The sequence below is a fragment of the Paractinoplanes atraurantiacus genome, from assembly GCF_900215205.1.
GTDB classification, from domain to species: domain Bacteria; phylum Actinomycetota; class Actinomycetes; order Mycobacteriales; family Micromonosporaceae; genus Actinoplanes; species Actinoplanes atraurantiacus.
The window spans coordinates 951,185-975,217 of the sequence record NZ_OBDY01000001.1 but is presented as its reverse complement, the minus strand read 5'-3'; the positions used below and the strand labels follow the sequence as shown (position 1 = coordinate 975,217).

Annotated in this window: 22 protein-coding genes; 8 read left to right on the top strand and 14 right to left on the bottom strand. The window is 71.6% G+C overall.

Annotated features, from left to right (window positions below):
* The first annotated feature begins 6 nt into the window (after nucleotides 1-6).
* Nucleotides 7-1,464, top strand: a complete 1,458-nt coding sequence (locus tag CRP55_RS04700; RefSeq protein WP_097318161.1) for an SDR family oxidoreductase — start codon at nucleotides 7-9, stop codon at nucleotides 1,462-1,464.
* Here the strand turns inward: CRP55_RS04700 and CRP55_RS04695 are convergent.
* The 4 genes from CRP55_RS04695 to prmC are packed head-to-tail and all read right to left on the bottom strand — an operon-like array spanning nucleotide 1,442 to nucleotide 4,502.
* The gene (locus tag CRP55_RS04695; protein WP_097318160.1) at nucleotides 1,442-2,401 is read right to left on the bottom strand and encodes an L-threonylcarbamoyladenylate synthase; all 960 of its coding nucleotides are present in this window, start codon (nucleotides 2,399-2,401) and stop codon (nucleotides 1,442-1,444) included. The two genes, CRP55_RS04700 and CRP55_RS04695, sit on opposite strands and share 23 nt — an antisense overlap.
* Nucleotides 2,398-2,991 (bottom strand): arsenate reductase/protein-tyrosine-phosphatase family protein, encoded by a 594-nt coding sequence (locus CRP55_RS04690; protein WP_097318159.1) that lies wholly within the window; start codon nucleotides 2,989-2,991, stop codon nucleotides 2,398-2,400. Before CRP55_RS04690 ends, CRP55_RS04695 begins: the two co-directional genes overlap by 4 nt.
* A gap of 1 nt (nucleotide 2,992) precedes the next feature.
* Nucleotides 2,993-3,637 (bottom strand): L-threonylcarbamoyladenylate synthase, encoded by a 645-nt coding sequence (locus tag CRP55_RS04685; protein WP_097318158.1) that lies wholly within the window; start codon nucleotides 3,635-3,637, stop codon nucleotides 2,993-2,995.
* A 37-nt stretch (nucleotides 3,638-3,674) separates the two neighbouring features.
* Nucleotides 3,675-4,502 (bottom strand): peptide chain release factor N(5)-glutamine methyltransferase, encoded by an 828-nt coding sequence (gene prmC, locus CRP55_RS04680; protein WP_438865764.1) that lies wholly within the window; start codon nucleotides 4,500-4,502, stop codon nucleotides 3,675-3,677.
* 129 nt (nucleotides 4,503-4,631) lie between these two features.
* Here prmC and CRP55_RS04675 point away from each other — a divergent pair, with 129 nt between their 5' ends.
* Nucleotides 4,632-6,137, top strand: a complete 1,506-nt coding sequence (locus CRP55_RS04675) for a GGDEF domain-containing protein (RefSeq protein ID WP_097318156.1) — start codon at nucleotides 4,632-4,634, stop codon at nucleotides 6,135-6,137.
* The gene (locus CRP55_RS04670) at nucleotides 6,138-7,415 is read left to right on the top strand and encodes an outer membrane protein assembly factor BamB family protein (protein ID WP_097318155.1); all 1,278 of its coding nucleotides are present in this window, start codon (nucleotides 6,138-6,140) and stop codon (nucleotides 7,413-7,415) included. It begins immediately after the preceding gene.
* Here CRP55_RS04670 and prfA read toward each other — a convergent pair.
* Together prfA and rpmE are read right to left on the bottom strand one after the other, a co-directional pair.
* Nucleotides 7,399-8,490, bottom strand: coding sequence for a peptide chain release factor 1 (prfA, locus tag CRP55_RS04665; protein ID WP_097318154.1), 1,092 nt, complete (start codon nucleotides 8,488-8,490; stop codon nucleotides 7,399-7,401). The genes CRP55_RS04670 and prfA overlap by 17 nt on opposite strands.
* Before the next feature lie 82 nt (nucleotides 8,491-8,572).
* On the bottom strand, nucleotides 8,573-8,794 hold the full coding sequence (rpmE, locus tag CRP55_RS04660; protein WP_097318153.1) for a 50S ribosomal protein L31: 222 nt from the start codon (nucleotides 8,792-8,794) through the stop codon (nucleotides 8,573-8,575).
* Between the two features lie 251 nt (nucleotides 8,795-9,045).
* Between rpmE and CRP55_RS04655 the strand changes: the two genes are divergently transcribed.
* Together CRP55_RS04655 and CRP55_RS04650 are read left to right on the top strand one after the other, a co-directional pair.
* Nucleotides 9,046-9,942 carry a phosphatase domain-containing protein gene (locus CRP55_RS04655; RefSeq protein ID WP_097318152.1) on the top strand — a complete coding sequence of 299 codons (897 nt, stop codon included), beginning with the start codon at nucleotides 9,046-9,048 and terminating at the stop codon, nucleotides 9,940-9,942.
* Nucleotides 9,942-10,559: an RNA ligase family protein gene (locus CRP55_RS04650; protein ID WP_097318151.1), complete on the top strand. Its 618-nt coding sequence runs from the start codon at nucleotides 9,942-9,944 to the stop codon at nucleotides 10,557-10,559. Before CRP55_RS04655 ends, CRP55_RS04650 begins: the two co-directional genes overlap by 1 nt.
* Here CRP55_RS04650 and CRP55_RS04645 read toward each other — a convergent pair.
* Nucleotides 10,556-11,632 carry an NAD(P)/FAD-dependent oxidoreductase gene (locus CRP55_RS04645; RefSeq protein WP_097318150.1) on the bottom strand — a complete coding sequence of 359 codons (1,077 nt, stop codon included), beginning with the start codon at nucleotides 11,630-11,632 and terminating at the stop codon, nucleotides 10,556-10,558. The two genes, CRP55_RS04650 and CRP55_RS04645, sit on opposite strands and share 4 nt — an antisense overlap.
* 101 nt (nucleotides 11,633-11,733) lie before the next feature.
* On the opposite strand from CRP55_RS04645, the gene CRP55_RS04640 reads away from it, so the two are divergent.
* The gene (locus tag CRP55_RS04640) at nucleotides 11,734-12,555 is read left to right on the top strand and encodes a helix-turn-helix transcriptional regulator (protein ID WP_097318149.1); all 822 of its coding nucleotides are present in this window, start codon (nucleotides 11,734-11,736) and stop codon (nucleotides 12,553-12,555) included.
* Here the strand turns inward: CRP55_RS04640 and CRP55_RS04635 are convergent.
* From CRP55_RS04635 to thrB, 3 genes are all read right to left on the bottom strand, one after another.
* A complete protein-coding gene (locus CRP55_RS04635; RefSeq protein ID WP_097318148.1) occupies nucleotides 12,517-13,683 on the bottom strand; it encodes a nitric oxide synthase oxygenase in 1,167 nt (388 codons plus the stop codon). The genes CRP55_RS04640 and CRP55_RS04635 overlap by 39 nt on opposite strands.
* 125 nt (nucleotides 13,684-13,808) lie before the next feature.
* Nucleotides 13,809-15,875, bottom strand: a complete 2,067-nt coding sequence (gene rho, locus CRP55_RS04630) for a transcription termination factor Rho (protein ID WP_097318147.1) — start codon at nucleotides 15,873-15,875, stop codon at nucleotides 13,809-13,811.
* 328 nt (nucleotides 15,876-16,203) lie between these two features.
* Entirely contained in the window at nucleotides 16,204-17,115 is a 912-nt protein-coding gene (gene thrB / locus CRP55_RS04625) for a homoserine kinase (protein WP_097318146.1), read from the bottom strand.
* A 62-nt stretch (nucleotides 17,116-17,177) separates the two neighbouring features.
* On the opposite strand from thrB, the gene CRP55_RS04620 reads away from it, so the two are divergent.
* Nucleotides 17,178-17,525, top strand: coding sequence for a hypothetical protein (locus tag CRP55_RS04620; RefSeq protein WP_097318145.1), 348 nt, complete (start codon nucleotides 17,178-17,180; stop codon nucleotides 17,523-17,525).
* Here CRP55_RS04620 and CRP55_RS04615 read toward each other — a convergent pair.
* Nucleotides 17,508-18,731, bottom strand: a complete 1,224-nt coding sequence (locus CRP55_RS04615; protein ID WP_097318144.1) for an MFS transporter — start codon at nucleotides 18,729-18,731, stop codon at nucleotides 17,508-17,510. The genes CRP55_RS04620 and CRP55_RS04615 overlap by 18 nt on opposite strands.
* A 27-nt stretch (nucleotides 18,732-18,758) precedes the next feature.
* Complete coding sequence (locus CRP55_RS04610) at nucleotides 18,759-21,941, bottom strand: efflux RND transporter permease subunit (RefSeq protein ID WP_097318143.1); 3,183 nt, start codon at nucleotides 21,939-21,941, stop codon at nucleotides 18,759-18,761.
* A 143-nt stretch (nucleotides 21,942-22,084) separates the two neighbouring features.
* On the opposite strand from CRP55_RS04610, the gene CRP55_RS04605 reads away from it, so the two are divergent.
* Nucleotides 22,085-22,555: a MarR family winged helix-turn-helix transcriptional regulator gene (locus CRP55_RS04605; protein ID WP_097318142.1), complete on the top strand. Its 471-nt coding sequence runs from the start codon at nucleotides 22,085-22,087 to the stop codon at nucleotides 22,553-22,555.
* Here CRP55_RS04605 and thrC read toward each other — a convergent pair.
* Nucleotides 22,541-23,590, bottom strand: a complete 1,050-nt coding sequence (gene thrC, locus CRP55_RS04600; RefSeq protein WP_097318141.1) for a threonine synthase — start codon at nucleotides 23,588-23,590, stop codon at nucleotides 22,541-22,543. The two genes, CRP55_RS04605 and thrC, sit on opposite strands and share 15 nt — an antisense overlap.
* Nucleotides 23,591-23,661: 71 nt before the next feature.
* Entirely contained in the window at nucleotides 23,662-24,030 is a 369-nt protein-coding gene (locus CRP55_RS04595) for a VOC family protein (RefSeq protein WP_097318140.1), read from the bottom strand.
* Nucleotides 24,031-24,033: the final 3 nt, after the last annotated feature.

The window sequence follows — 24,033 nt, the reverse complement described above, 5'->3', positions numbered from 1 at the left end:
GCAGTTATGCGCTGCTTGGTGACGGGTGCGACCGGCTATATCGGCGGGCGGCTGGCGCCGCGACTGCTCGAGGCCGGCCACGAGGTGCGATGTCTGACCCGCGGGCCGGGCCGCCTGCGGGATGTTCCGTGGGCCGGCCGGGCCGAGATCGTCGAGGGTGATCTGGAGGATCCGGAATCGCTCACAAAGGCCTTCGAGGGCATAGAGGTCGCGTATTTCCTCATGCATTCGCTCGGCCGCCGCGATTTCGAGAAACGCGACCGGCGGGCGGCGGAGAATTTCGCCGCGGCCGCCCGGAAGGCCGGGGTAAGGCGAATCATCTACCTCGGCGGCCCGGAACCACCGGCCGGCGAAAAAGCAAGCGCACATCTCCGCTCGCGCGCCGAGGTGGCACGGATCCTTCTGGCCGGCGGCGTGCCGACCACGGTCCTGCGGGCCCCGGTGATCATCGGATCGGGCTCGGCCTCGTTCGAGATGCTGCGCTATCTGACCGAGCGCCTGCCGGTCATGGTGACGCCACGCTGGGTGCGCAACCGGATCCAGCCCATCGCCGTGCGTGACGTGCTGCGCTATCTCATCGTGTCGGCCAGCATGCCGTCGTCGGTCAACCGCGCCTTCGACATCGGCGGCCCGGACGTCCTCACGTACGCCGAGATGATGCAGCGCTACGCGAAGGTGGCCGGCCTGCGCCGCCGCGTGATCGTGCCGTTGAAGCCGCTGAGCCCGTGGCTGTCGGCCCACTGGGTCGGCCTGGTCACCCCGGTGCCCAACGCCATCGCCCGGCCGCTGGTGGCCAGCCTGATCCACGAGGCCGTGGCCCACGAGAACGACATCGCGCAGTTCGACGCGGAGAAGCCGATCGGTTTCGACGAAGCCGTCCGCTACGCCCTCGGCAAGATCCGGGACGCGAACGTGGAGACCCGGTGGGCCGACGCGGCCGGGCGCGACGCCGCCGCCGAACCGCTGCCGTCGGACCCCGACTGGTCGGGTGGCAGCGTCTATGTCGACGAGCGGTCGAGGCCGGTCGACGCGCCCGTCGAGGCCCTCTGGCGGGTCATCGAGGGCGTCGGCGGTGAGAACGGCTGGTACTCGTTCCCCCTGGCCTGGTCGGTGCGCGGCTGGCTCGACCGCCTGGCCGGCGGCGTCGGCCTGCGCCGCGGCCGCCGCGACCAGCACCACCTGCGGGTCGGCGAGGCCCTGGACTGGTGGCGGGTCGAGGAGATCCAGCCCGGCAAGTTGCTGCGCCTGCGGGCCGAGATGCGCGTGCCGGGCCGGGCCTGGCTGGAGATGTGCGCCTCGGCCGACGGCGAGGGCCGCAGCGTCTACCGCCAGCGCGCCGTCTTCCTGCCGCGCGGCCTGGCCGGTCACGCCTACTGGGCCTCGGTGCTGCCCTTCCACGGCATCATCTTCAGCGGCATGGCCCGCAACATCGCCAAGGGTGCTACTTCGCCGCCGCGCGGGTGAGGCGGTCGCGGACGGCGAGCCAGTCCTCGGTCTGCGGCGGCTCCTGCACCAGGATCGTCGCCACGCCGGCGTCGTCCAGCCGGTGCAGGGCCGCGTAGAGGTCGGCCGCGTACTCGGCCGGGTCGCCCGAGAGCATCTCGGCGCCCGGCACGTCCGCGGTCTCGTACGTCAGCACCCCGACCGGCTCGGCCAGCTCGGAGCGGTCGACGTCGCGCACGTCCTTGGCCAGGATCAGCCGGGCCTTCGGCGCGTAGTGCCGCCGGCTCATCCCGGGTGACGGACGGGCCGCGCCGTCCGCCGGTCCGGCGTCGGGCAGGCGGATGGTCCCGGTCACTTCCCGGAGGGTACGCAGAGGCAGCGCACCCGGGCGCAGCAGCGCGGGCTCCTCACCCACGAGGCTGAGCACCGTCGACTCGATCCCCCACGAGCTCGGCCCGCCGTCGAGCACGAGCGGCACCTCGGGCAGGCTGCGCACCACGTGGGCGGCGGTGGTGGGCGAGATCGACTCGGAGCGGTTGGCGCTCGGCGCGGCCAGCGGCAGCTGCGACGCCTCGAGCAGGCTCAGCGCCACCTCGTGGTCCGGGACGCGGATCGCGATGGTGTCGTCGCCGGCGCCGACACCGGCGAGGTGGCGGGCGCGGGGCAGCACGAGGGTGAGCGGACCCGGCCAGAACTGCGCGGCCAGGTCGTTGGCGAGCGACGGCCAGGACGAGGTCAGCTCGCGGGCCGCCTCGACGTTGGCCACGTGCACGATCAGCGGGTTCCAGGACGGCCGGTTCTTCAGCCGGTAGATCTCGCCGATCGCCTTGGCCGAGAACGCGTTCGCGCCCAGCCCGTAGACGGTCTCGGTCGGGAACGCCACCACCGACTCGGCCCGCAGCACCTCGACGGCACGGCGCAGCCCCTCGGCGTCGGGGCGGACGATGGCGCCGGTCACGGCAGGAGCAGGGAGGCGAACGGGACCGTGGTGTCCTCGATCTCGTTGCCGATGCGCTGGAAGGTCTGGTCGCCGCGGCCCCACGGGTCGTCGAGGTCGTCGCCCTCGCGCGGCGCGTCGTCGCCGCGCAGCCGGGCCACCTCCTCGACGATCGCCACGCCGCGGGCGTGCACAGCGTCGACACGCAGAGCACCGGACGGCAGGCGCGACGCGTCGACCCCGGGCAGCAGCCGGCCGAACTCGCCGGTCACGAAGGTGCGCGACGCCGCCTCGGGGCGCAGCGCGACCACGTAGTCGAGCTGGTCGGCGGTGGCGGTGAGGATCAGGTCGGCCTCGTCGATGAAGTCGCCGCGCAGCTTGCGGGCCGCGAAGCCCTCGGCCGCGCCGCCCCGGGCCCGCACCTGGCGGGCCGCGGGCGGATTCATCTCCTCGCCCTCGTGCCAGCCGCCGGTGCCGGCGCTCAGGCTGCGGACCAGCTTTTCGCCGTCCTCGCCGGCGCGGTCGCGGACGGCGCGGGCGAACAGGCGCTCGGCCATCGGCGAGCGGCAGATGTTTCCCATGCAGATGTGCAGGACGGTGAACGGCTCCACGTCAGCCCTCCGCCGCCACGATCTCCGGCACGACATCGCGCAGCTTCTCGAACGGGACGGCGCCGTTGCGCAGCACCCGCGGCACGTCGCCGGTCACGTCGACGATGGTGCTGGGCGCCGGGTCGAGCGCGGGGCCCGCCTCGAGGTAGACCCGCACCGCGTACTCCAGCTGGTCGCGGGCCTCGTCGGCGGTGTTCGGCGCCAGCCGGCCCGTCTTGTTGGCCGTGGTGACGGCCATCGGGCCGACCTCGCGCAGCACCTCGAGGGCGACCGGGTGCAGCGGCATGCGCACCGCGACCTGCCCGCCGGTGTCGCCCAGGTCCCACTGGAGGCTGGGCGAATGCTCGACGTAGAGGGTGAGCGCGCCCGGCCAGAACGCGTCGGCCAGCTCGCGGGCCGCCTTGGGCAGCGAGTAGACCAGGCCGTCGAGCGTGTGCCGCGAGCCGACCAGCACCGGCGGCGGTACCTGGCTGGTGACGCTGCGCGCCTGGTGCAGGGCGGTGATGGCGTGCGGGGTGAAGGCGTCGGCGCCGATGCCGTAGACCGTGTCGGTCGGCATCACCACCAGCTCACCGCTCTTGACCGCCTCGACGGCGGCGGCGATGCCGCGATCCCGGTCCGCGGTGGTACGGCAGTCGTAGAGCATCACACCGTGCAGTCTGCCATGCGCCGCGGCGCATCGATCAGGTGCGCCGTGCCGTCGTGTACCGGGGGCGACCCGCGAGATCGGCGTGCGCGGCCACCTCGGCGAACCGGCCGTCGGCCCGCAGCAGCTCCGGCACCGCCGAGCCGTGCACGTCGTCGTGCTCGATTCCCACCACACCACCGGGTTTCAGCAGCCCGGCCGCGCGGAGCACGACCTCGCGGATGACGGTGAGCCCGTCGGCGCCGCCGAAGACCGCCTCGGCCGGGTCGTGGTCGGCCACCTCGGGCGGCACCGGGGTGCCCTCGGGCACGTACGGCGGGTTGCAGAGCAGCACATCGACGGCCCCGCGCAGCTCGTACAGAAGCGAGGGGTCGGTGACGTCGCCCTCGACCACCTCGACGGCCGGGAACGCGGCGGCGTTGCGCCGCAGATAGCCCAGCGCGACCGGCGAGCGTTCCACGGCGACCACCCGCGCGGCCCGGCTCTCGTCGGCCACCGAGATCGCGATCGCCCCCGAGCCGCTGCACAGATCGACCACCGTCGCGCCGGGTTCCGTGCGCTCGATGCCCCAGCCCGCGAGAAGCTCCGTCTCGGGTCGTGGGACGAAAACGCCGTCGCCGACGGAAAGTTCCACGTGCCGGAACGCGGCCGTGCCGAGCAGATGCTGGAGCGGGATCCGCCGGGCCCGCTCGGCCACCAGCGTCCGGAACCGGTGCAGCTCGCCGGCCCGGATGCCGTCCACCAGCAGCAGACGGCCGCGCGGAAGCTCCAGCACGTGCGCGGCCAGCAGCTCGGCGTCGACCCGGGGCGACGCCACCCCGGCCGCCGAGAGATCGGCGACCGCCGCTGCGATCGCCTCGCTCAGCCGCGTCCGTACCGGAGGTCGGGAGCTGTCTTCGGAGTCCGGGTCCACGGCATAATCATCGAACGTCACGTGCGGCGCCGACCGGCCGGGTCGGCGATCTGTTCGCGTGCCGCGGGTGGGAGGCGCCTGGTGAGTTGGTTGGACCAGCTCGCGGAGAACGTCGACGAGCTGCACCGGGCCGGCGCCCTGCAACAGGACGGCCGGTCGGCCGAGGCGCTCCCGATCCTCGACGGCGTCCTCGCCACGGCCACCGATCCCACGACCCGGGCCTACGCGCTGGTGCAGCGTTTCGGCGCGCTGATCAATCTCGGCCGCGTGGCCGAGCTGGCGACCGCGATGTCGGCCGCCGACAACGCGGTCCGCGAGATCCCCGACCCCTACCTGCGCGGCCAGATGCACGCCTTCGCCGCCCTCGGCGCCCACCTCGAGCGCAACCTCGACCGGGGCGTGACCCACCTCGTGCAGGCCTCACGGTCACTGGCCGCGGTGCGCGACAACGACTCCGAGACCGCCTGGGGCTGGCACGACCTGGCCATGGCGTACTCCTACCTCGGCTTCCACGGGCACGCGCTGACCGCGATCGAGCAGGCCCGGCAGGTCGGCGCCGCGGCCGGCATGGCGCCCGAGATCTTCGCCGCGCCCGGCATCCGGCTGCGCAACGCGGTCTCCCTCGACCATCAGGGCGACACCGACGGCTGCCTGCGGGTGCTACGCGACATCGACGCCGAGCTGACCCGCTACGGCGCGGCCGGCGCGGGCCGGCTGCGCCCGGGCAGCCGGGCGGCGTACGGCTACGCGCTGGCCCGCCGGGCCGCGCTCGGCGAGCAGACCCAGGCCGACGCGTCCGAGTGGCTGACCGGCGGCGGCGACAGCGTCCGCACCCGCGACCTGCGCCACCTGGGCAACGTCTGCCTGGCCATCGCCGGTGGCCGGCCCGGTGTGGCGCTGTCCATGCTGGACGCCGTGCCGGTGGCGCCCGAGGTGCTGGGCGCGGCCGAGCCGGCCCGGCTGCGCAGCATCTGCCACGCGGCCGCGGGCGACCACGCCGCCGCGCACGCCGCCGACCGTTACGCGTTCCGCCTGACCGCCCAGCGCATCGACCGGCTCCGCGACGGCTATCTCGACGGGGTCGCGGCCCGCCTCGACGCCCAGGAGACGCAGCGCGACCCGGGCCGCTTCGGCGACGAGACGCTGACCGATCCGCTGACCGGCCTGCCCAACCGCCGCCAGCTCGAACGCTACGTGGCGGCTCTGCTGGCCCGGGGCGAGCGGGCCGCGGTCGGCGTGTGCGACCTGATCGGCTTCACCGCGGTGAACGCCCGGCACGGCCGCCATTGCGGCGACCTCGTGCTCCAGCGCATCGCCGGCGTGCTGAACAGGGTGATGCGCCGCGGCGATTTCGTGGCCCGGTTCGCCGGCGACGAGTTCGTGGTGGTGTTGCCGGGCGCCGGCACAACGCAGGCGGCCGAGGTGTCGCGCCGGCTGGCCGCCGCCACGAACGCCGAGAACTGGCAGGTCCTGGTCCCCGGCACACCGGTCGGGCTGGCCGCCGGCTGGTCCGAGGTGGGCACCAATGGGCGTACGCTCAGTGCGGCCCTGGCGGCCGCGGCGGCGAACAGGACACCCACCAGATAGATGGCCACGATCGAGCTCGGCGAGATCTCCGGCAGGCGCCCGGAGCAACGCCGCCCGCTCGGTCGCGATCGGCGGATCGCCGGCGCCGCGGTGGCCCTACTCGGCCTGTTCGTGGTGGCCGGCTCGGCCGTGCCGGGCCCGCACGGCGTCCGTCCGCTGTGGAGCGTCCCGGCCGCCGGCAGTCAGGGCATGGCGCTGACCGCGGAGACGGTCTATCTGCATCGCGCCGACGGCCTCGGCTCGCTGATCAGCGCGTACGACCTCGCCACCGGCCACATCCGCTGGCAGCGGCCGTTGTCCGGCTCGGTGGGATATGTGCAGGCGGCCGAGGAGGCGGGCCTGCTGCTCATCCCGGCCGAGGCCGGCCGGGGCGGATATCGGACGATCGCCCTGTCCACCGCGACCGGCGACGAGGTGTGGCGGGCGAGCGGCGAGCCGCGCACCATCGGCGGCGACACCGCGCTGATGGCCGACTACACCGCCGACGGTGGCCTGCGGCAGATGCGGCTGGTCCGGCTCGCCGGCAACAGCACCCTGTGGCAGCGCGACACCCCGGGCGTGCGCAACCAGATCGTGGCCATGTCCGGCGATCGCCCCGACAGCGTGGTGACGGCGACCGCCGGCGGCGAGGTGCGGGTCTACGCGTACGGGACGGGCGCGCTCACCGCGGCCGGCCGCATCCCGATGGTCGATCCCCGGCCCGAGGAGGGCTACTTCAACGACCTCGTCGCCTTCGGCGGGCATCTGGTGGTCAACCGGTCCCGGGCCGGCGTCTTCGAGTTGTCCGTCTACCGCCTGGACACGCTGCGGGAGCTCTGGCACGCCGCCGACACCGACGGGTACGCCTTCTCGTGCGGCCCGTCGCTGTGCCTCAGCGGCGCCGGCGGCGTGGTCGCCCACGACCCGGCGACGGGCCGGGTCCGGTGGCGCCTGCCCGGCGCGACGAACGCCCTGACCGTGGGCGACGGCCGGCTGGTGCTCGACGACGGCAGCGAGGAGGGCGAGCCCGTGCTGGTCGACGCGGCCACGGGCGAGCCGGTCGGCGCGCCCGGCCGCGGCAGCCCGGTCTGGAGCCCCGACCCCGGCGACAGCGTCCTGCTGCTGCGCTCGACGGTCAGCCCGCCGGGGCGCACGGCGGTGACCCGATGGGAGCTGGACACCGGCCGGCACGTGCTGCTCGGCACTATCGAGCGGATGCCCGGCTATCACTGCCAGTCGGCGGCGCGCTTCCTGACCTGCGCCCGCGGCGACGTGATCGAGGTCAGCGAGGTGCCGTGAAGCTCGTCTCGCCGGCCAGCCGGGCCTCGCGGTCGGCCGCGGCCAGGGCGTCCAGCACACCGTCGAGCTCGCCGTTGAGGGCCAGGTCGAGGTTGTACGCCGTGTAGCCGATCCGGTGGTCGGTGATGCGGTTCTGCGGGAAGTTGTACGTCCGGACCCGCTCCGAGCGGTCGACGGTGCGCACCTGGGCCTTGCGCGAGTCGGACGCGGCCGCGTTGGCCTCCTCCTGCGCGATGGCCAGCAGCCGGGAGCGCAGGATGCGCATCGCCGACTCCTTGTTCTGGAGCTGGCTCTTCTCGTTCTGGCAGCTCACGACCGTGCCCGTGGGCAGGTGGGTGATGCGCACGGCGGAGTCGGTCGTGTTGACCGACTGGCCGCCGGGGCCGGACGAGCGGAAGACGTCGATGCGCAGGTCGTTCGGCTCGATGTGGATCTCGACGTCCTCGGCCTCGGGCAGCACCAGCACGCCCGCGGCCGAGGTGTGGATGCGGCCCTGCGACTCGGTGACCGGCACGCGCTGCACCCGGTGCACACCGCCCTCCCACTTGAGCCGCGACCAGACGCCGTGGCCGCCCTCGGGCACGCCCTTGGTCTTGACCGCGACCGAGATGTCCTTGACCCCGCCGAGGTCCGACTCCTGCGAGTCGATCACCTCGACCACCCAGCCGTGCCGCTCGGCGTAGCGCGTGTACATGCGCAGCAGGTCGCCGGCGAACAGCGCCGACTCCTGGCCGCCCTCGCCCGCCTTGATCTCGACGATCACGTCCTTGGCGTCGTTGGGGTCGCGCGGGATCAGCATCTCGCCGAGCTTCTCCTCCAGCGGCGCGATGGTGGCCGCCACCGCCTCGACCTCGGAGGCGAACGACGGGTCCTCGGCCGCGAGCTCCTTGGCCGCGGCCAGGTCGGCCCGGGCCGCCTCGAGCTCGGCGTTCGTCGCGTAGATCGGGGCCAACTCCGCGAAGCGGCGGCCGACCCTGCGTACGAGAGCCTGGTCAGCGTGGATGGAGGGGTCCTCCATCTGCTTCTCGAGCTGGGTGTACTCGTCGAGAAGGCTGCTCAGCCGGTCGGTGCTCACGGATGTCTCCCCAGGAAGAAAGTCGGGTCACATGCGAACGGCGCCCGCTCCCGGAAGCCGGGTGCGGGCGCCGTCGACGCAATTACTTCTTCTTCGCGGCGTTGACCTTGGCGTACTTGGCCTGGAACTTCGCCACGCGGCCCGCGGTGTCGAGCACGCGCTGCTTGCCGGTGTAGAACGGGTGGCAGGCGCTGCAGGTCTCGACACGGATGTCGCCCTTGGCGGTGCTGCGCGTGGAGAAGGTGCTGCCGCAGGAGCAGATGACCTCGGTGGTCGTGTACTCCGGGTGGATGCCGCTCTTCATTTTTCTCGGTCCCTCTCAGTTGGTGGTCGCCGGGTCGCTGTCAGCACCGCGCCGCCCCGCTAGGGCCAGAACCCTGGGGGCAACGCAGCTCGGGCGTGAACCGGAACCTTGGCCGATGGACCAGTCTGCCATGTCTCGTGGCGTACCGAGAAATCGCCGGTCCGATGGGCTCCAACGCGCGGTTTCGCACTGCTATTCCCCGCGCCTAACGCGAATAATGTCCGTTTCTTGTCCGGTAGAGTCGCTGGTGCATGACCAGACTGCTGATCACCCGGGGTCTGCCGGCGTCCGGCAAGACCACGTTCGCGCGCAAGCTCCAGCCCGGCGTGGTGCGGGTCAACCGTGACGACCTGCGCTGGATGCTGCACGGCACCCGGCTCTACACCCAGTGGGCCGAGGCGCAGGTCACCGACGCCCAGCGGGCCACCGTCGAGGCGCTGCTGCGCCGGCGCACGAGCGTGATCGTCGACGACACCAACCTGCGGCCGAGCAAGGTGCGCGAGTGGGCCGAGCTGGCCGCGCGCTACGGCGCGAGCTTCGAGGTGCACGATTTCACCGACGTACCGCTGAAGGAATGCCTCCGCCGGGACGCCGCGCGTCCCGAGTCCGAACGCGTCGGCGAGGAATCCATCCGCCGCATGTTCGACCGCTACCTGGCGAATCGATCGCTGCCGCTGCCCGTGCCGTACGTGGCGCCCGGCAGCCTCGCCGCCGTCTACGACCCCGATCCGGAGCTGCCGCCGGCGTTGCTGGTCGACATCGACGGCACGGTCGCCCTGATGAACGGCCGCGGGCCGTACGACTGGGACGAGGTCGGCTCCGATCTCCCGCACCAGTCGGTGATCACGGCGGTGCGGGCGATGCACGCGGCCGGCAACGCGATCGTCTTCTGCTCCGGCCGCGACGAGGTCTGCCGGGCCGAGACCGAGGCCTGGCTGGGTCTTTACGTCGGCGTGCCCTACGAAGCACTATTCATGCGGCCCTGGGGCGACAGCCGCAAGGACTGGGTGGTCAAACAGCAGATCTTCGAAGAGCAGATCCGGGACCGCTGGCGGATCGTCGGCGTCTTCGACGACCGGCAACAGGTGGTACGGATGTGGCGTGAGCTCGGCCTGACCGTGTTCCAGGTGGCGGAAGGAGACTTCTAGTGAAGTACCCCCGCACCTTCCACCTGCCCGGCTCGCCCGGCGCCACCCACGACGACAAGGTGCAACACGATCTGTCCTGGCTGGACGGTGAGCTCGTGGTGACCGAGAAGCTCGACGGCGGCAACCTCACCTTCACCCGCGACGCGATGTACGGCCGGTCGCCCGACTCGGGCACGCAGCCGTGGGACCGGCCGGCCAAGGCGCTGTGGGCGATGACGGCCTACCGGATCCCCGACGACTGGCGTGTGTGCGGCGAGTCGATGTGGGCGCGGCGCAGCATCGCGTACTGCGACCTGCCGGGCGTCTTCATCGTCTTCGGCATCTGGGACGAGACGGACACCCTGCTCGGCTGGGACGACACGGTCGACTGGGCCCACCGGCTCGAGCTGCCGGTGGTCCCGGTGCTCTACCGCGGCGGCAGCCTCACCGAGGCGTGCGCGGCGTGGGCGGCGCGCCGCGACGAGGAGAGCTCCGAGGGGTACGTGGTCCGGGCGGCCGGGCGCATCCCGGCCGCCGAGTTCGACCACAAGGTGCTCAAGTGGGTGCGCGCCGGCCACGTCCGCACCCCCGACTCGTGGCGCCACCGCGATGATTTCGCGGTGAACGAGTTCGCTTAGGCGCCGAACAGGCCCCGGTAGTGGTCCAGCAGGAAGGTGCCTTTGAAGCTGGACGCGCCCTCGGCGTCGAAGAAGCCGTACTCCGGGGCGTAGCCGGCGCCGCCGGACGGGCCCACCGTGACGATGATGCCGTCCTGGAACGGCTCGTACGCGGTGAGCGGCCCGCCCTCGATCAGGGCCCGGATGTTCTCGGCCGCCACCTCGGCCTGACGGGAGGCGGCCCGGCCGGTCTTGATCTCCGGTGTGTCGTTGAGGTCGCCGACGGCGAAGACCCGGTCCTGCCCGGCCACGCGCAGGTGCTCGGTCACCGCCAGCCGGCCGTTGGGCTGCCGGGCGGAAGCCAGGCCGGCGCTCAGATAGTCGCTCGGCACGCTGCCGCCGTAGCAGGCGAACCACAGGTCGGCCGCGAGCACCTCGCCGCCGGCGGTGGTCACCGTGAACGGCCGGACCGCACCGGCCGGGACGTCGGGCGCAGTGTCCAGTTTGGTGCCGAGCAGCACCCGGACGCCCATGTCGCCGAGCTGCCGGGCCACGTCGGCACGCATCTGTTCCGGGAACCGGCCACCGAACATCTCGTCCGACGGGTCGACGATCGTCACCGGCTTGCCCGGCCAGGCCGCGGCGATCTCGCCGGCGAACTCCACGCCGATCGCACCGGCGCCGAGCAGCAGCACCCCGGACGCCCGGTCCAGCGACTCGTGCAGCTCGCTCAGCCGCCCGGCCACCGCGTCGCGCTCCGGGTGGTCGAGCCGGGTCGGGAACGGGCCGGTCGAGCCGGTGGCCAGCACCACGTAGTCGGCGTCCAGGCGGGCGCCGGAGGCCAGCTCGACCACGCCGGGGCGCACCTCGGCCGCGGTGTCACGGATCACCCGGCCCCGGGACAGCAGACCGTCGTACGGGAAGAAGATCTTCTCCGCCCAGGCCGGATCGGCCGCCGCCCGCAACTGGGCGACGTGATGGAAGAACATCTCCTTCGGCTCCACCACGGTCACGTCCGCGATGTCGTCCAGGGCCTGAGCCACCACGATGCCGCCGTAGCCGCCGCCCACCACAACCACTTTCCGCTCTGTCATGCCGAGAACTGTTCTGCGGCCGGCGGCGGACAGGGAGGCCGCGCTCAGAGTGGTAGCGGCGGGGTCACCTTCAGCGGCCGTCGCGTTGTTACCGTCGATCAGTGGGCGACAACGAGCTGGGCACATTCCTGCGGGCGCGGCGGGCCGAGGTGACACCGGCCGAGGTCGGGCTGCCGCCCGGCACCCGGCGGCGCACGCCCGGACTGCGCCGGGCCGAGGTGGCGATGCTGGCCGGGGTCAGCGTCGAATATCTGATCCGCCTCGAGCAGGGCCGCGACAAGCACCCGTCCCCGCAGGTGCTGGCCGCCCTGGCCGGCCCGCTGAGGCTGAGCGCGGCCGAGCGCGAGCATCTGTACAAGCTGACCAAGTCGTCCAGCGGGGTCTGCGCCGCGCTGGCCCAGGACCCGATGCGGACCGTCCGGCCCGGCCTGCGGGCGGTGCTCGACCGGCTCGAACCGGCCGCCGCGATGCTGACCAACCAGGTCGGCGACCTGATCGCGTACACCTCGGGCTTTCGTCTCCTGGCCGGGCCGATCGGCCTGCTCGACGGCGATCCGCCCAATCTGACCCGCTATCTGTTCGCCGATCCCCGCGCCCGCGACGCCTATCCGGACTGGGCGCACATGGCCGACGAGCAGGTGGCCGTGCTGAAGGCCGGGCCGCCCCGCCCGGACTTCGCCGGCGAGCTGACCGTGCTGGCCGGCACCGAGTTCACCGAGCGGGCCGAGCGCGTGCCCGGCCTGCCCCGGTCGCACGGCCTACTGCGCCTGGTGCATCCGCAGGCCGGCCCGCTGCGGCTGACCTACGAGACCATGACGCTGCCCGGCGACCACGGGCTGCGGCTGGTCATTCAGCTCCCGGCCGACGAGGCCACCGCCGAGGCGCTACGCGCCATCACCCCGCTGCGGCTCGTTGCGGGCTAACCGCGCCGCCTCCTCGTCCAGGTAGAAGTTCGGCTTCAGGTCGGCCTCGTCGTAGTAGCGATGGAAGACCGGCGTGACCCCGCTCGACATCGGCGGCACGATCCACGTCCAGTCGGCCGGCACCCGGCGGCCCGCCCGCTGCTCGTTCTCGATGTGCTTGAGGAACCGCTCGGACTCGGTGTGGTGGTCACTCATCCGCACGCCGGCCTGCTCGAACGAATGCAGCACGGCCCGGTTCAGCTCGACCAGGGCCCGGTCCTTCCACAGCGTCGAGGCCCGGCTGGTGTCCAGGCCCATCCGGGCCGCGACCACCGGCAACATGTCGTAGCGGTCGGTGTCGGCCAGGTTGCGGGCGCCGATCTCGGTGCCCATGTACCAGCCGTTGAACGGCGCCAGTGGATAGTGCACGCCGCCGATGGTGAGCCGCATGTTGGAGATGGCCGGCACCGCGTGCCAGCGCAGGCCGAGCTCGGCGAACCAGGCGAACTCGGGATGGGTGAGCGGCACCTCGCGGATCGCCCGCTCGGGGAGCTCGTAAAGGCGTACACCCTCATGTGGGGTTTCGATGGCCAGCGGGAGAACGTCGAACTGCTCGCCCTTGCCCCGCCAGCCGAAGCCGCGCATGGCGTCGGTGAACCCGGTCAGCCGGGAGTCGCCCACCGGGCATCCGCCGGCGTCTCGATATCCGGCGTAACGGATCAACTGCTCATTCCACACCCGGGCGTACGGACGTCCGGGCTGCGCCGCCGCGAAAATGCTGATCACCGGGCGGATCGTGCCCTCGCCGGCCGTGCGCAGATGATGCACGAGCAAGGAGAAGATCTCGTCGGCGGTGCGGGCACGGCGGCGGTCGAGCACCATCAGGCTGCGCCAATAGAGGCGGCCGATGCAGCGGCTCGCGTTGCGCCACGCCATCTTCGCGCCGTAGGCGAGTTCCTCGGTGGTGTGCACGTAGGTGCCGGTCGCCGCGATCTGCGCGCGGACGATGGCCAGCCGGGGCTCGACCGGGCCGAGCCGCGGGTTCTCCGTGTAGCACTGCCGGAGGAAGTCCTCGGCCTCACCCGGATCGGCGGGAGCCGCCGGATCCCAGGTCTCGGGCGGTGTATCCCGGTAGCCGGGCACGTTCATACGAGCGCCTCCCTTGAGAGCTTCAGGGAGATTCGCACGACCCCAGTCGGGGGGACGCGCACAACGTGTCCGACAAAAAGGACGCAGCCCCTCCGTAAAGAGAGGCTGCGTCCCGTTTTGCGCTATTACTCGCCAGGAGTCGACTTGGCGATCTGCATCAGGAACTCGATGTTGGTCCTCGTCTGCTTGAGGCGGTCGAGGAGCAGGTCGAGCGCGGCACCCGAGTCGAGCGAGTGCAGCACCTTCCGGAGCTTGTGGATGATCGCCAGCTCTTCCTTGCCGAGCAGGATCTCTTCCTTACGCGTACCGGACGGGTCGATGTCGATGGCCGGGAAGACCCGCTTGTCGGCGATCTTGCGGTCGAGCTTGAGCTCGGCGTTACCCGTGCCCTTGAACTCCTCGAAGATCACCGTGTCCATCATCGAGCCGGTCTCGACCAGCGCGGTGGCGAGAATCGTCAGCGAGCCGCCGTTCTCGATGTTGCGCGCCGCGCCCAGGAACCGCTTCGGCGGATAGAGCGCCGTCGAATCGATACCACCCGACATGATGCGGCCGGAGGCCGGCGCGGCCAGGTTGTACGACCGGCCCAGACGCGTCACCGAGTCGAGCAGCACGACCACGTCGTGGCCCAGCTCGACCAGCCGCTTGGCCCGCTCGATGGCGAGCTCGGCGACCGTGGTGTGGTCCTGCGGCGGCCGGTCGAACGTGGCCGCGACTACCTCGCCCTTGACCGAGCGCTGCATGTCGGTGACCTCTTCGGGCCGCTCGTCGACCAGCACGACCATCAGGTGGCACTCGGGGTTGTTCTCGGTGATCGCGTTCGCGATCGCCTGCAGCACCATCGTCTTACCGGCCTTGGGCGGCGAGACGATGAGCGCCCGCTGGCCCTTGCCGATCGGCATGACGAGGTCGATGACCCGGGTGGTCAGGATGTGCGGCTCGGTCTCGAGACGCAGCCGCTCCTGCGGGTAGAGCGGGGTGAGCTTGTAGAACTCCGGACGGCGCCGGGCCTCGTCGGGCTCCATCCCGTTGATGGTGTCGAGCCGGACCAGCGGGTTGTACTTGTCGCGGCGCTGGTCGCCCTGGCCGCTCTCGCGGGGGGTGGCCCGCACGGCGCCGGTGACCGCGTCGCCGCGGCGCAGCCCGTGCTTCTTGACCTGCGACATCGACACATACACGTCGTTGGGGCCGGAGAGGTATCCGGTCGTGCGCACGAACGCGTAGTTGTCGAGCACGTCGAGGATGCCGGCGACGGGCACGAGAACGTCGTCCTCGCCCACGTGCGGCTCACGGCCGCCGTCGCGCTGACCGCCCTCGTTGCCGTCCCGGTCGCCCCGGCCGCGGCGACGGTCACGGAAGCGGCTGCGACGGCTACGGCGTCCGCCGTCGCTGTCGTCGTCGTCGTGACCCTGGTCGTCGCGCTGGTTGCGGTCGTCACGCTGACCCCGGTCGCCCCGGTCGTCGCGCCCGCCACGGTCGTCGCGGGGGCCACGGTCGTCACGCGGGCCGCGGTCGTCGCGCTGGCCCCGGTCCTCCCGCTGACCGCGGTCACCACGGTCGCCGCGGTCGTCCCGGTTGTTGCGGTCGCCGCGGTCGTTGCGCTGGCGGTCGCGGTTGCGCTCGCCACGCTCGGGCCGCTCGGTGCGCTCCACGGTCTCCGTCTCGGCGGCGGCCACCGCCGGCACCGGGGCCGTGGCGACGACCGTGGCCGGAGCCGACTCGGCGGCGACGGCCGGCGCCGTCTCACGCTGAGTGGTCTCACGCGGGGCAGTCTCACGCGGGGCACGCTCACGGCGGGCCCGCTCGCGACGGCTGCCACCCTCGGCGGCCGGCGCCGCCTCCGGCTGCGCGGCAGCGGTCTGCGGCGCCTCGGTCGCGGGCTGCGCCTCGGTCACGGGGGCCTCGGCCTTGACCGCGGGGGCCTCGGCCTTGGCCGCGCTCCGCGGGCGCGGCGCGCTCTCGGCCGCGGCACCGCCGCTCTGCTTCTCGGTGATGGCGGTGATCAGCTCACCCTTGCGCATGCGGGCCGTGCCCGAAATGCCCAGGGAGGCGGCGAGGCTCTGCAGCTCGGGCAGCAGCATCGCGGACAGCCCGGTGCCGCCCCGGCGGCGCTTCGTGGCGGTCGCGGTGGTGCCGGCGCCGGCGTCAGCGACGTCAGAAACACCCGACGTCACGTCGGTGGTGTCGCTCAATGGATTCCTTCCGTCGGAAAAAGCCCGAGACTCCCGGTTTCTGCAGCCTGGTGGCCGGGTGTCGCGGTACCCGCCTCGCACAAGCGGCGCGGGAGTTTGTGCAGCACGGCAGCTCGACGGTGTCCCTGCTCGTCAGAGGTTGGCGAGTAGGTCTCGGCGAGTGCAGCGACCTTTCGATGCTGCTCGGCGTGTGCCTTTGAGGAGGTGAGACGGCCAGAAGGCCTCAAGAGTCTCGGGGGTGCGCGCCGAACCGCAGAATCGCTCGCTTCGCGGCTGTGCTTGGTCTTGAGCGTAGTCAACTCGTGCGACCTGCGGCAACAGGGCCCCGCTAGGCGAGTTCCACCATACTCCCTTTGACAAGAGCACCGGCGACATCCACGCCCAACGTCTCGGCGCGCCACTCTGTTCCCGGACGAAAATCGGCCGGGACCTCGGTCAACGCCAGCACGGACGGGCCGGCGCCGCTCACCACGGCGGCCACGCCGACCGACCGCAGCGCCGCCACGAGCGAGGTGGTGCCCGGCATGGCGTCGGCCCGATATCCCTGGTGCAGCCGGTCCTCGGTGGCCGCGTGCAGCAACTCGGGCGCGGCGGTCAGCGCGTGCGTGAGAAGCGCCGCACGGCCGGCGTTGAACGCGGCGTCCGCGTGCGGCACGGCCGAGGGCAGCGCGGCCCGCGCCGATGCGGTATAACCGCGTTCCTTCGGAACAAAGACCGTCGGGTGTACGCGATCCGACACTGCCAACCGCACGGCGCGCGCCCCCGCCCCCTCGGTCCAGGCGATCGTGAAGCCGCCGAGCAGGCACGGCGCGACGTTGTCGGGATGGCCCTCGAGCCGGGCCGCGATGCGCAGCGCGGCCTCGTCGTCGAGCAGGTTCGGCCCGTCCGCGACCAGACCGCGCGCCAGCTGCACACCGCCGACGATCGCGGCCGACGACGACCCCATCCCGCGCGCCTGCGGGATCCGGTTGACGCACTCGACGGCCAGCCCGGCCGGCCGCTCGCCCAGTTCGTCGAAGGTGGCGAGCATCGCCCGCAGCACGAGGTGCGTCTCGTCGCCGGGCAGCTCACCGGCACCCTCACCCGCGACCGCGACGGTGTAGCCGCCGTCGGTGACGCGCGCGGTCAGATCGTCGTACAGGGTGAGCGCGAGCCCCAGCGTGTCGAAACCCGGCCCGAGATTGGCACTGGTCGCCGGCGTGCTGACGGAGACCGGCTCGCTACTGAAGGTCAGGCCCATCGCCACATGCTAGGTCCCGGCGATCAACGTTCTTGTCGCACCCACCCACTAAGTTCTGCCTCGTGTATGCGATCGGGCCGTTCGTCGGCATCCTCATGGTTCAGTTCCCGGTTCTGGCCGTCCTGATCGCGGGGCTGGTCATCGTCTCGATGCCGGGGCGGCGGCTGACCGGGCGCAGCGGCGGGCTGGCCCGGGCCGGGCTCGGCGTGCTGCTGGCCGAGGTCGTCGCGTCGATGATCTGGAGCGCGGTGTTCACCCAGATCGTCGCGCAGGGTCCGTTCGACATGTCGGTGACCCAGTTCAGCGTGGTCAACGCGATCATCAGCTTCATGCTCGCGGTGCTCTTCGCGGCGGGTCTCGGCCTGCTGGTCGCGGCCCTGGTCAGCGCCCGGTCACGAGCCGACGGCTGACGGCCTTCCGACCCGCCTCGTGGCGATCCGCCAGCCGATCGCGTAGAGCAGGGTGATCAGGCCGCAGCCGGCCAGGATCCATCGTTCGTCGACCACGTCGACGACCGCGGTGGCGCCGAGCTGGCTGACCGCGATGGCCATCGTGGCCAGCATGAGGTCGGTGGCGAAGACGCGGCCGCGCAAGCGATCGGGCACCTCGCCCTGCAACGCGTAGTTCGAGAGAGTCCAGTTCGCGCCACCCGCGAGGTGCGCGGCGAAGACCAGGACGAGCACGGCCGGAAACCACGGCGTCACCGCCACTCCGAGATAGCTGACGCCGTAGAGGGCCATCGACAGCGCGAGGCCCGGGAAGAGCCAGGACTGCCGGCGCAGCACCGGCCGCAGCAGGAACGGGCCGACCAGCGCGCCCGCGCCGCGGACGGCGAACAGCAGACCCGCGCCGAGCACGCCGGCGCCGTGCATGCCGGCGATGAGCGGGAAGACGATGAGTACGCCGTTGCCGAGGCCGGCCGCGCTCTTGACCGTGACCAGGGCCCGGATCCGCGGGTTGGCGCGCAGATAGCCGAGCGACTCGCGGATCGCGTGCGACGTGCGCTGCGGCTCGGCGCCGTCGTCGCGGGGCGCTTGCATCGGGCGGCGGATCAGGGCGGTGAGCAGCGCGCCGGTGAGCAGGCAGACGGCGGCGACACCGAAGCTGACGTACGGGCCGAAGGCCGCTCCCACGACGCCGCCGAGCGACGCGCCGACGATCGTCATCGTGCCCCAGGTCGAGCCGGAGACCGCGTTCGCGGCGGGCAGGTCCTCGGGATCGACGACGTTCGGCAGGGCGGCCGAGGCGGCCGGCGAGTAGAAGGCCTTGGCGATCGCCATCAGGCCGATCGCCACCAGGGCCAGCGGCGCGGTCGCCTCGGACCGGACGGTGAAAAGCAGCAGCACCCCGGCGAACACGGCGAGATTCGACAGAATCAGGATCTTCCGTCGATCGAACCGGTCGGCCAGGGTGCCGGTGAACTGCAGGAGCAGGGCGTTGATGCCCGTGTCGACGGCGAGCACCAGGCCGCCCCAGATTCCGCTGCCGGTGAGCTCGGGGAGCAGCACCAGCAGCGGAACCATGACGAACCAGTCGGAACCGAAGACCACCAGCTCGGCTCCGAAGAGCCGGCGGAAGTCCCTGTTGCGGGTAAGGACCGAGAACGCTTTCGACACGTACCCGAACCTACCGGCAGTGTGCGGTCAGCCCTCCTGGCGCTTGGGCATCTTGAGAACCTCGAACTGGTCGGTGTACCCGCGCAGCGCGGAGGCGGGCTCCTTCGGCGGCTCCGGCGCATCCTCCTTCGCCGCCCAGGATCCGGCCTTCCGGGCCTCGCGCTTGGCCCGCCGCTTCTCCTTGCGGTTCTCGACCATCGTGTAGAGCGTCGGCACCAGCACCAGGGTCAGCAGCGTCGAGCTGACCAGGCCACCGATGACCACAATGGCCAGTGGCTGCGAGATGAAGCCGCCCTCGCCGGTGAGGCCGAGCGCCATCGGGATCAGCGCGAAGATGGTCGCGATGGCGGTCATCAGGATCGGCCGCAGCCGGTGCCGGCCGCCCTCGATCACCGCCTCCTGCACGCCCATGCCCTGCGCCCGGTAATGGTTGATCAGATCCATCAGCACGATGGCGTTGGTCACCACGATGCCGACCAGCATCAGCACACCGATCAGGGCCGGAACGCCGAGCGCGGTGCCGGTGACCAGCAGCAGGATGATGGCGCCGGTGGCCGCGAACGGGATCGACACGAGCAGGATGACCGGCTGGATCAGGCTGCGGAACGTCGCCACCATGATGATGAAGACGATCGCGATGGCGGCCAGCACGGCCAGGCCCAGCTGCTGGAACGCCTCGGCCTGGTCGGCGCTGGCGCCGCCGATGGTGGCCGTGGCGCCGGCCGGCAGGGTCAGCGCGTCCAGCTTCTTCTGCAGCTCACGGGTCGAGGCGCCGAGGTCGGAGCCGGTCGCGGTGCCGGTCACCGAGACCGTGCGCTCGCCGTCGACCCGGGTGACCTCCTCGGGGCCGTTGACCTGCTTGATGTCGGCCACCTGGCTCAGCGGCACGACGCCACGGGCGGTGGTGAGCGGCAGCTTGGCCAGGGCGGCCGGGTCGGCCGGGGCGGCGCCGAACGAGATCACCACATCCTGGCTGGAGCCGTCGACCGAGATCTGACCGGCCGGAACCGAGCGGAAGGAGCCCGACACGGTCTGCGCGATGCCGGCCTCGGTGAGCCCGTACTGAGCGGCGACGTCGCGCTTCACGGCCACGTCGAGGCGCGGCACGCTGGCGGCCAGGGTGCTGGCGGCGTCGATGACGCCCGGCGTCTCGGACATCGCCTTCTGCACCTGCTCGGTGGCGGTGGTCAGCGCCTCGGAGTCGGCCGACTTGACCTGGACCGAGAGCTCGCTGCCGCCGCCGAGACCGGAGTCGTCGGCGCCGACGGTCACCTCGCCGACGTTGCTCAGCTTGCCGATCTCGTCGCGCAGCTGGTCGGTGAGCTCGACGGCGTCGGCGTCCTCCTCGAGGCCCACGTTGAAGCTCGCCGTGCTGGCGCCGCCGCCACCGAGGAACGGGTTGAAATCGCCGCCGCCGATCGAGACCTGGTACGTCTTGACCCCGTCGGTCCCGGCCAGCACGCCTTCGATCTGCTTGGCCGCGGCGTCGGTGGTGGCCAGGTTGGTGCCGACCGGCAGCTCCTGGCTGATGGTCAGCGAGTCCTGACCGGACTGGTCGAGGAAGTTCGTCTTGAGCTGGGTGGCCAGGCCGAGGGTGCCGATCAGCACGACCAGGCCGATCGACAGGGTGGCCCAGCGGCGCTTGGTGGCGAAGCGGATGACCGGCAGGTAGCCGCGCTGGAGAGGGTTGCGCCGCTCCTTCTCCTCGGCCTTCTGCCGGATCGCCTCGGTGTCGGCGCCCTCGGGCGGCGGCTTGAGGAACCAGTAGGCCAGCACGGGTACGACCGTGAGAGCCACGAAGAGCGAGGCGATCAGGGCCACGGTCACGGTGATCGCGAAGGACGAGAAGATCTGGCCCACGAAGCCGCCGACCAGGGCGATCGGGGCGAACACGGCCACCGTGGTCAGGGTGGACGCGGTCACCGCGCCCGACACCTCGCGGACGGCCGTGATGATGGCGTGGACCTTCCCCTCGCCGTACTCCAAATGTCTCTTGATGTTCTCCAGGACGACGATCGAGTCGTCGACCACCCGGCCGACCGCGATCGTCAGCGCGCCCAGGGTGAGCAGGTTGAGGGTGTAGTCGCCGACCCAGAGCGCGATCAGCGCGATCAGCACCGACAGCGGGATGGAGACCGCGGTGACCAGGGTCGACCGCACCGACATGAGGAAGATCAGGATGACGATGACGGCGAACACGAGGCCGAGCAGGCCCTCGGTGGTGAGGCTCTCGATCGAGCGCTCGACGAACGGCGCCTGGTCGGTGACGACGGTCAGCTTGGCGCCGGAGTCCTTCTCGAGGTCGGCCAGCTTGTCGCGCACCTCGTGGGAGATGTCGACCGGGTTGCCGTCGGGCCGCGCCGTGACCGCGATGCCGAGGCTGGCCACGCCGTCGGTGCGGGTGTACGAGGTGGCGGCCGGCAGCTTGCTCTCGACAGTGGCCACCGAGCCGAGCTGGACCGGGCCCTTGCTGCCGGTCAGGTAGACCTGCTTGAGCTGGTCGACAGTGGTGATCGGCGTGCCCACCTGGACGGTCAGCGACTTGGTGCCGTCGTTCACGGCGCCGGCCGGCACCGAGATGCCGTTCTGCTGCAGGACGGTGGTGATCGCCTGCGGGTTGACGCCGGCCGCGGTCAGCTTGGCCAGGTCGGGCGTGATGACCACCTGCTGGGACCGGGCACCGGTGATCGTGGTGTCGCGGACGCCCTCGATCCCGTTCAGCTCGGGCACGACCGTGTCGTTGAGCTTGGCCAGGAGCGCACTCTCGTCACCGCCGCCGGAGGCGGCCAGCACGATCGCCGGGATGTCGTCGGTGCTGCCCGCGAAGATCGTCGGCTCGACGTCGTCGGGCAGTTGCGGCTGCACCCGGTTGACCGCGGTGGTGAGCTGGTTGACCGCCGAGTCGATGTCGGTGCCGTAGACGAAGGCCACGGTGACCGTGGCGACGCCCTCACGAGTGCTCGAGGTGACGCTGTCGATGCCGTCGAGGCCCTTCGCGGCACCCTCGAGCGGCTCGGTGATCTGATCCTGGATGATCTCCGGGCCGGCGCCCGGCAGCGTCGCGGTCACGAAGGCCGCGGGGAACTCGATCGACGGGAACAGTTGCTGCTTCAGCGACGGGATGGCGAAGATCCCGAAGCCGGCGATGACGATGGCGACTAGAGCGACCAGGCCTCTGTTGGCGAGGCTGAGCCGGGTCAGAAATGACATGTGCGCTCCCCCGGTAATAGTTCGTCCAGCATGAATAGTTTGCCTGACGCGAACAAATGGTTTTTCCCCGGGGTGCACTGGTAGCGTCGGCCACCAGATGGCAACAAAACGGCCATCAAAGCGTCACAGGGAAAGGGTCGGCGGTGGCCGAGAAGGAACAGCTCATCGCGGACATTATGGGCGCGCAGCATCGGCTCCAGGACCTGATCGCCGAGGACCAGGCCGATCCGCTGTTCTCGTCGCACCTGACGTTGTCGCAGCTCAAAATACTCATGCTGCTCTCACGGCACGGCAATGTGCCGTTCGGTGAGCTCGCCGGTCTGCTCGGGGTCGGCGCCGCCGCGCTCAGCGGCATGATCGACCGTCTGGTCGTGCAGGACCTGGTGACCCGCACGGAAGACCTGCACGATCGGCGGGTGCGCCGGATCGGGCTGTCACGTGCGGGCCGCGAGCTCATCGGAAGCATCTTCAACGCCGGGGAGGCGAAGATGCGCGCGCTCCTCAGCCGTCTCTCAGCCGAGGAGCTCGATCGGGTCGCTCAGGCGATCCTGCTGCTCGTCAAGGTCGCCGACGAGGAGTGGGGTGGGCGCGGAGGCGGCTCAGGCCAGGCCTAGCTCGCGGGCCGCGATCAGCACGTCGTTCTGGATCGTGGTCGGCGAGGGGGCGGTCGAGATGGCCCACTCCGGGTCCTTGAGGCCGTGCCCGGTGACCGTGCAGACCACCCGGGAGCCCGCCGGCACCTTGCCCGCCTGCGCCTGCTGGAGCAGACCGGCCACGCTGGCCGCGCTGGCCAGCTCGACGAAGACGCCGACCTCGCGGGCGAGCAGCCGGTAGGCCGTGAGGATCTCGCGATCGGTGACCGCCTCGATCAGACCGCCCGACGAGTCGCGGGCGTCGAGCGCCTTGGTCCAGCTGGCCGGGTTGCCGATGCGGATCGCGGTGGCGATCGTCGACGGCTCCTCGACGACCTTGCCGGTGACGATCGGCGCCGAACCGGACGCCTGAAACCCGTACATCTTCGGAAGCTTTGTGCTGTTGCCCGCGTCTTTGTCCTCGCGGTAGCCCATCCAGTACGCGGAGATGTTGCCCGCGTTGCCGACCGGCAGGCAGTGGATGTCGGGGGCGTCGCCGAGCGCCTCGACGATCTCGAACGAGGCCGTCTTCTGCCCGTGCAGCCGGAAGATGTTGACCGAGTTGACCAGGGCGACCGGGAAGTCCTGCGACAGCTTGGAGGCGAGCGCCAGGCAGTCGTCGAAGTTGCCGTTGACCTGCAGCAGCTTGGCCCCGTGGACCAGCGCCTGAGCCAGCTTGCCGAGCGCGATCTTGCCCTGCGGCACGAGCACCGCGCAGGTCAGGCCGGCCCGGGCCGCGTACGCCGCGGCCGAGGCGCTGGTGTTGCCGGTGGAGGCGCAGATGATGGCCTTGGCACCGTCCTCGACCGCCTTGGACACGGCCATGGTCATGCCGCGGTCCTTGAACGAGCCGGTCGGGTTGGCCCCCTCCACCTTGAGGTAGACGTCGGCGCCGGTGCGCTGCGACAGCACCGGTGCGGGCACGAGCGGGGTGTTGCCCTCGTGCAACGTGACCACGGGGGTGGCGTCGGTGACCGGCAGCCGGTCCCGGTACGCCTCGATCAGTCCCCGGTACATGGTCGTCTCCCTTTTTTCGTTGGCCTGCAACAGGGTGCCCCAGCGCGCCGAATTTTGGGACTTCGCGTCCGCTATTCGGGACGGTGGCACACCGCCTCGACGTTGTTGCCGTCCGGATCGCGGACGAAAGCGCCGTAGTAGCTCTCGTGGTATTCCGGGTGGAGGGCCGGCGCGTGCAGCACCTCGGCGCCCGCCGCGACCGCCGCCGCGAAGAAGGCGTCGACCGCGGCCCGGTCGGCCGCCGCGAACGCGATGTGCGACTCGCGGAAACCCTCACCCTCGCTCAACTCGCTGATCCAGAAGTCGGCCTGATCGGTGCCGTACCCGATCGCGACCTTGACGTCCATGAGCCGGCGGCCGCCGAGGGGTGCCAGCGCCGCGTCGTAGAAGGCCGCGGCCGCGGCCAGGTCGGAACACTGGAACCCCACGTGGTCGAGCACGGC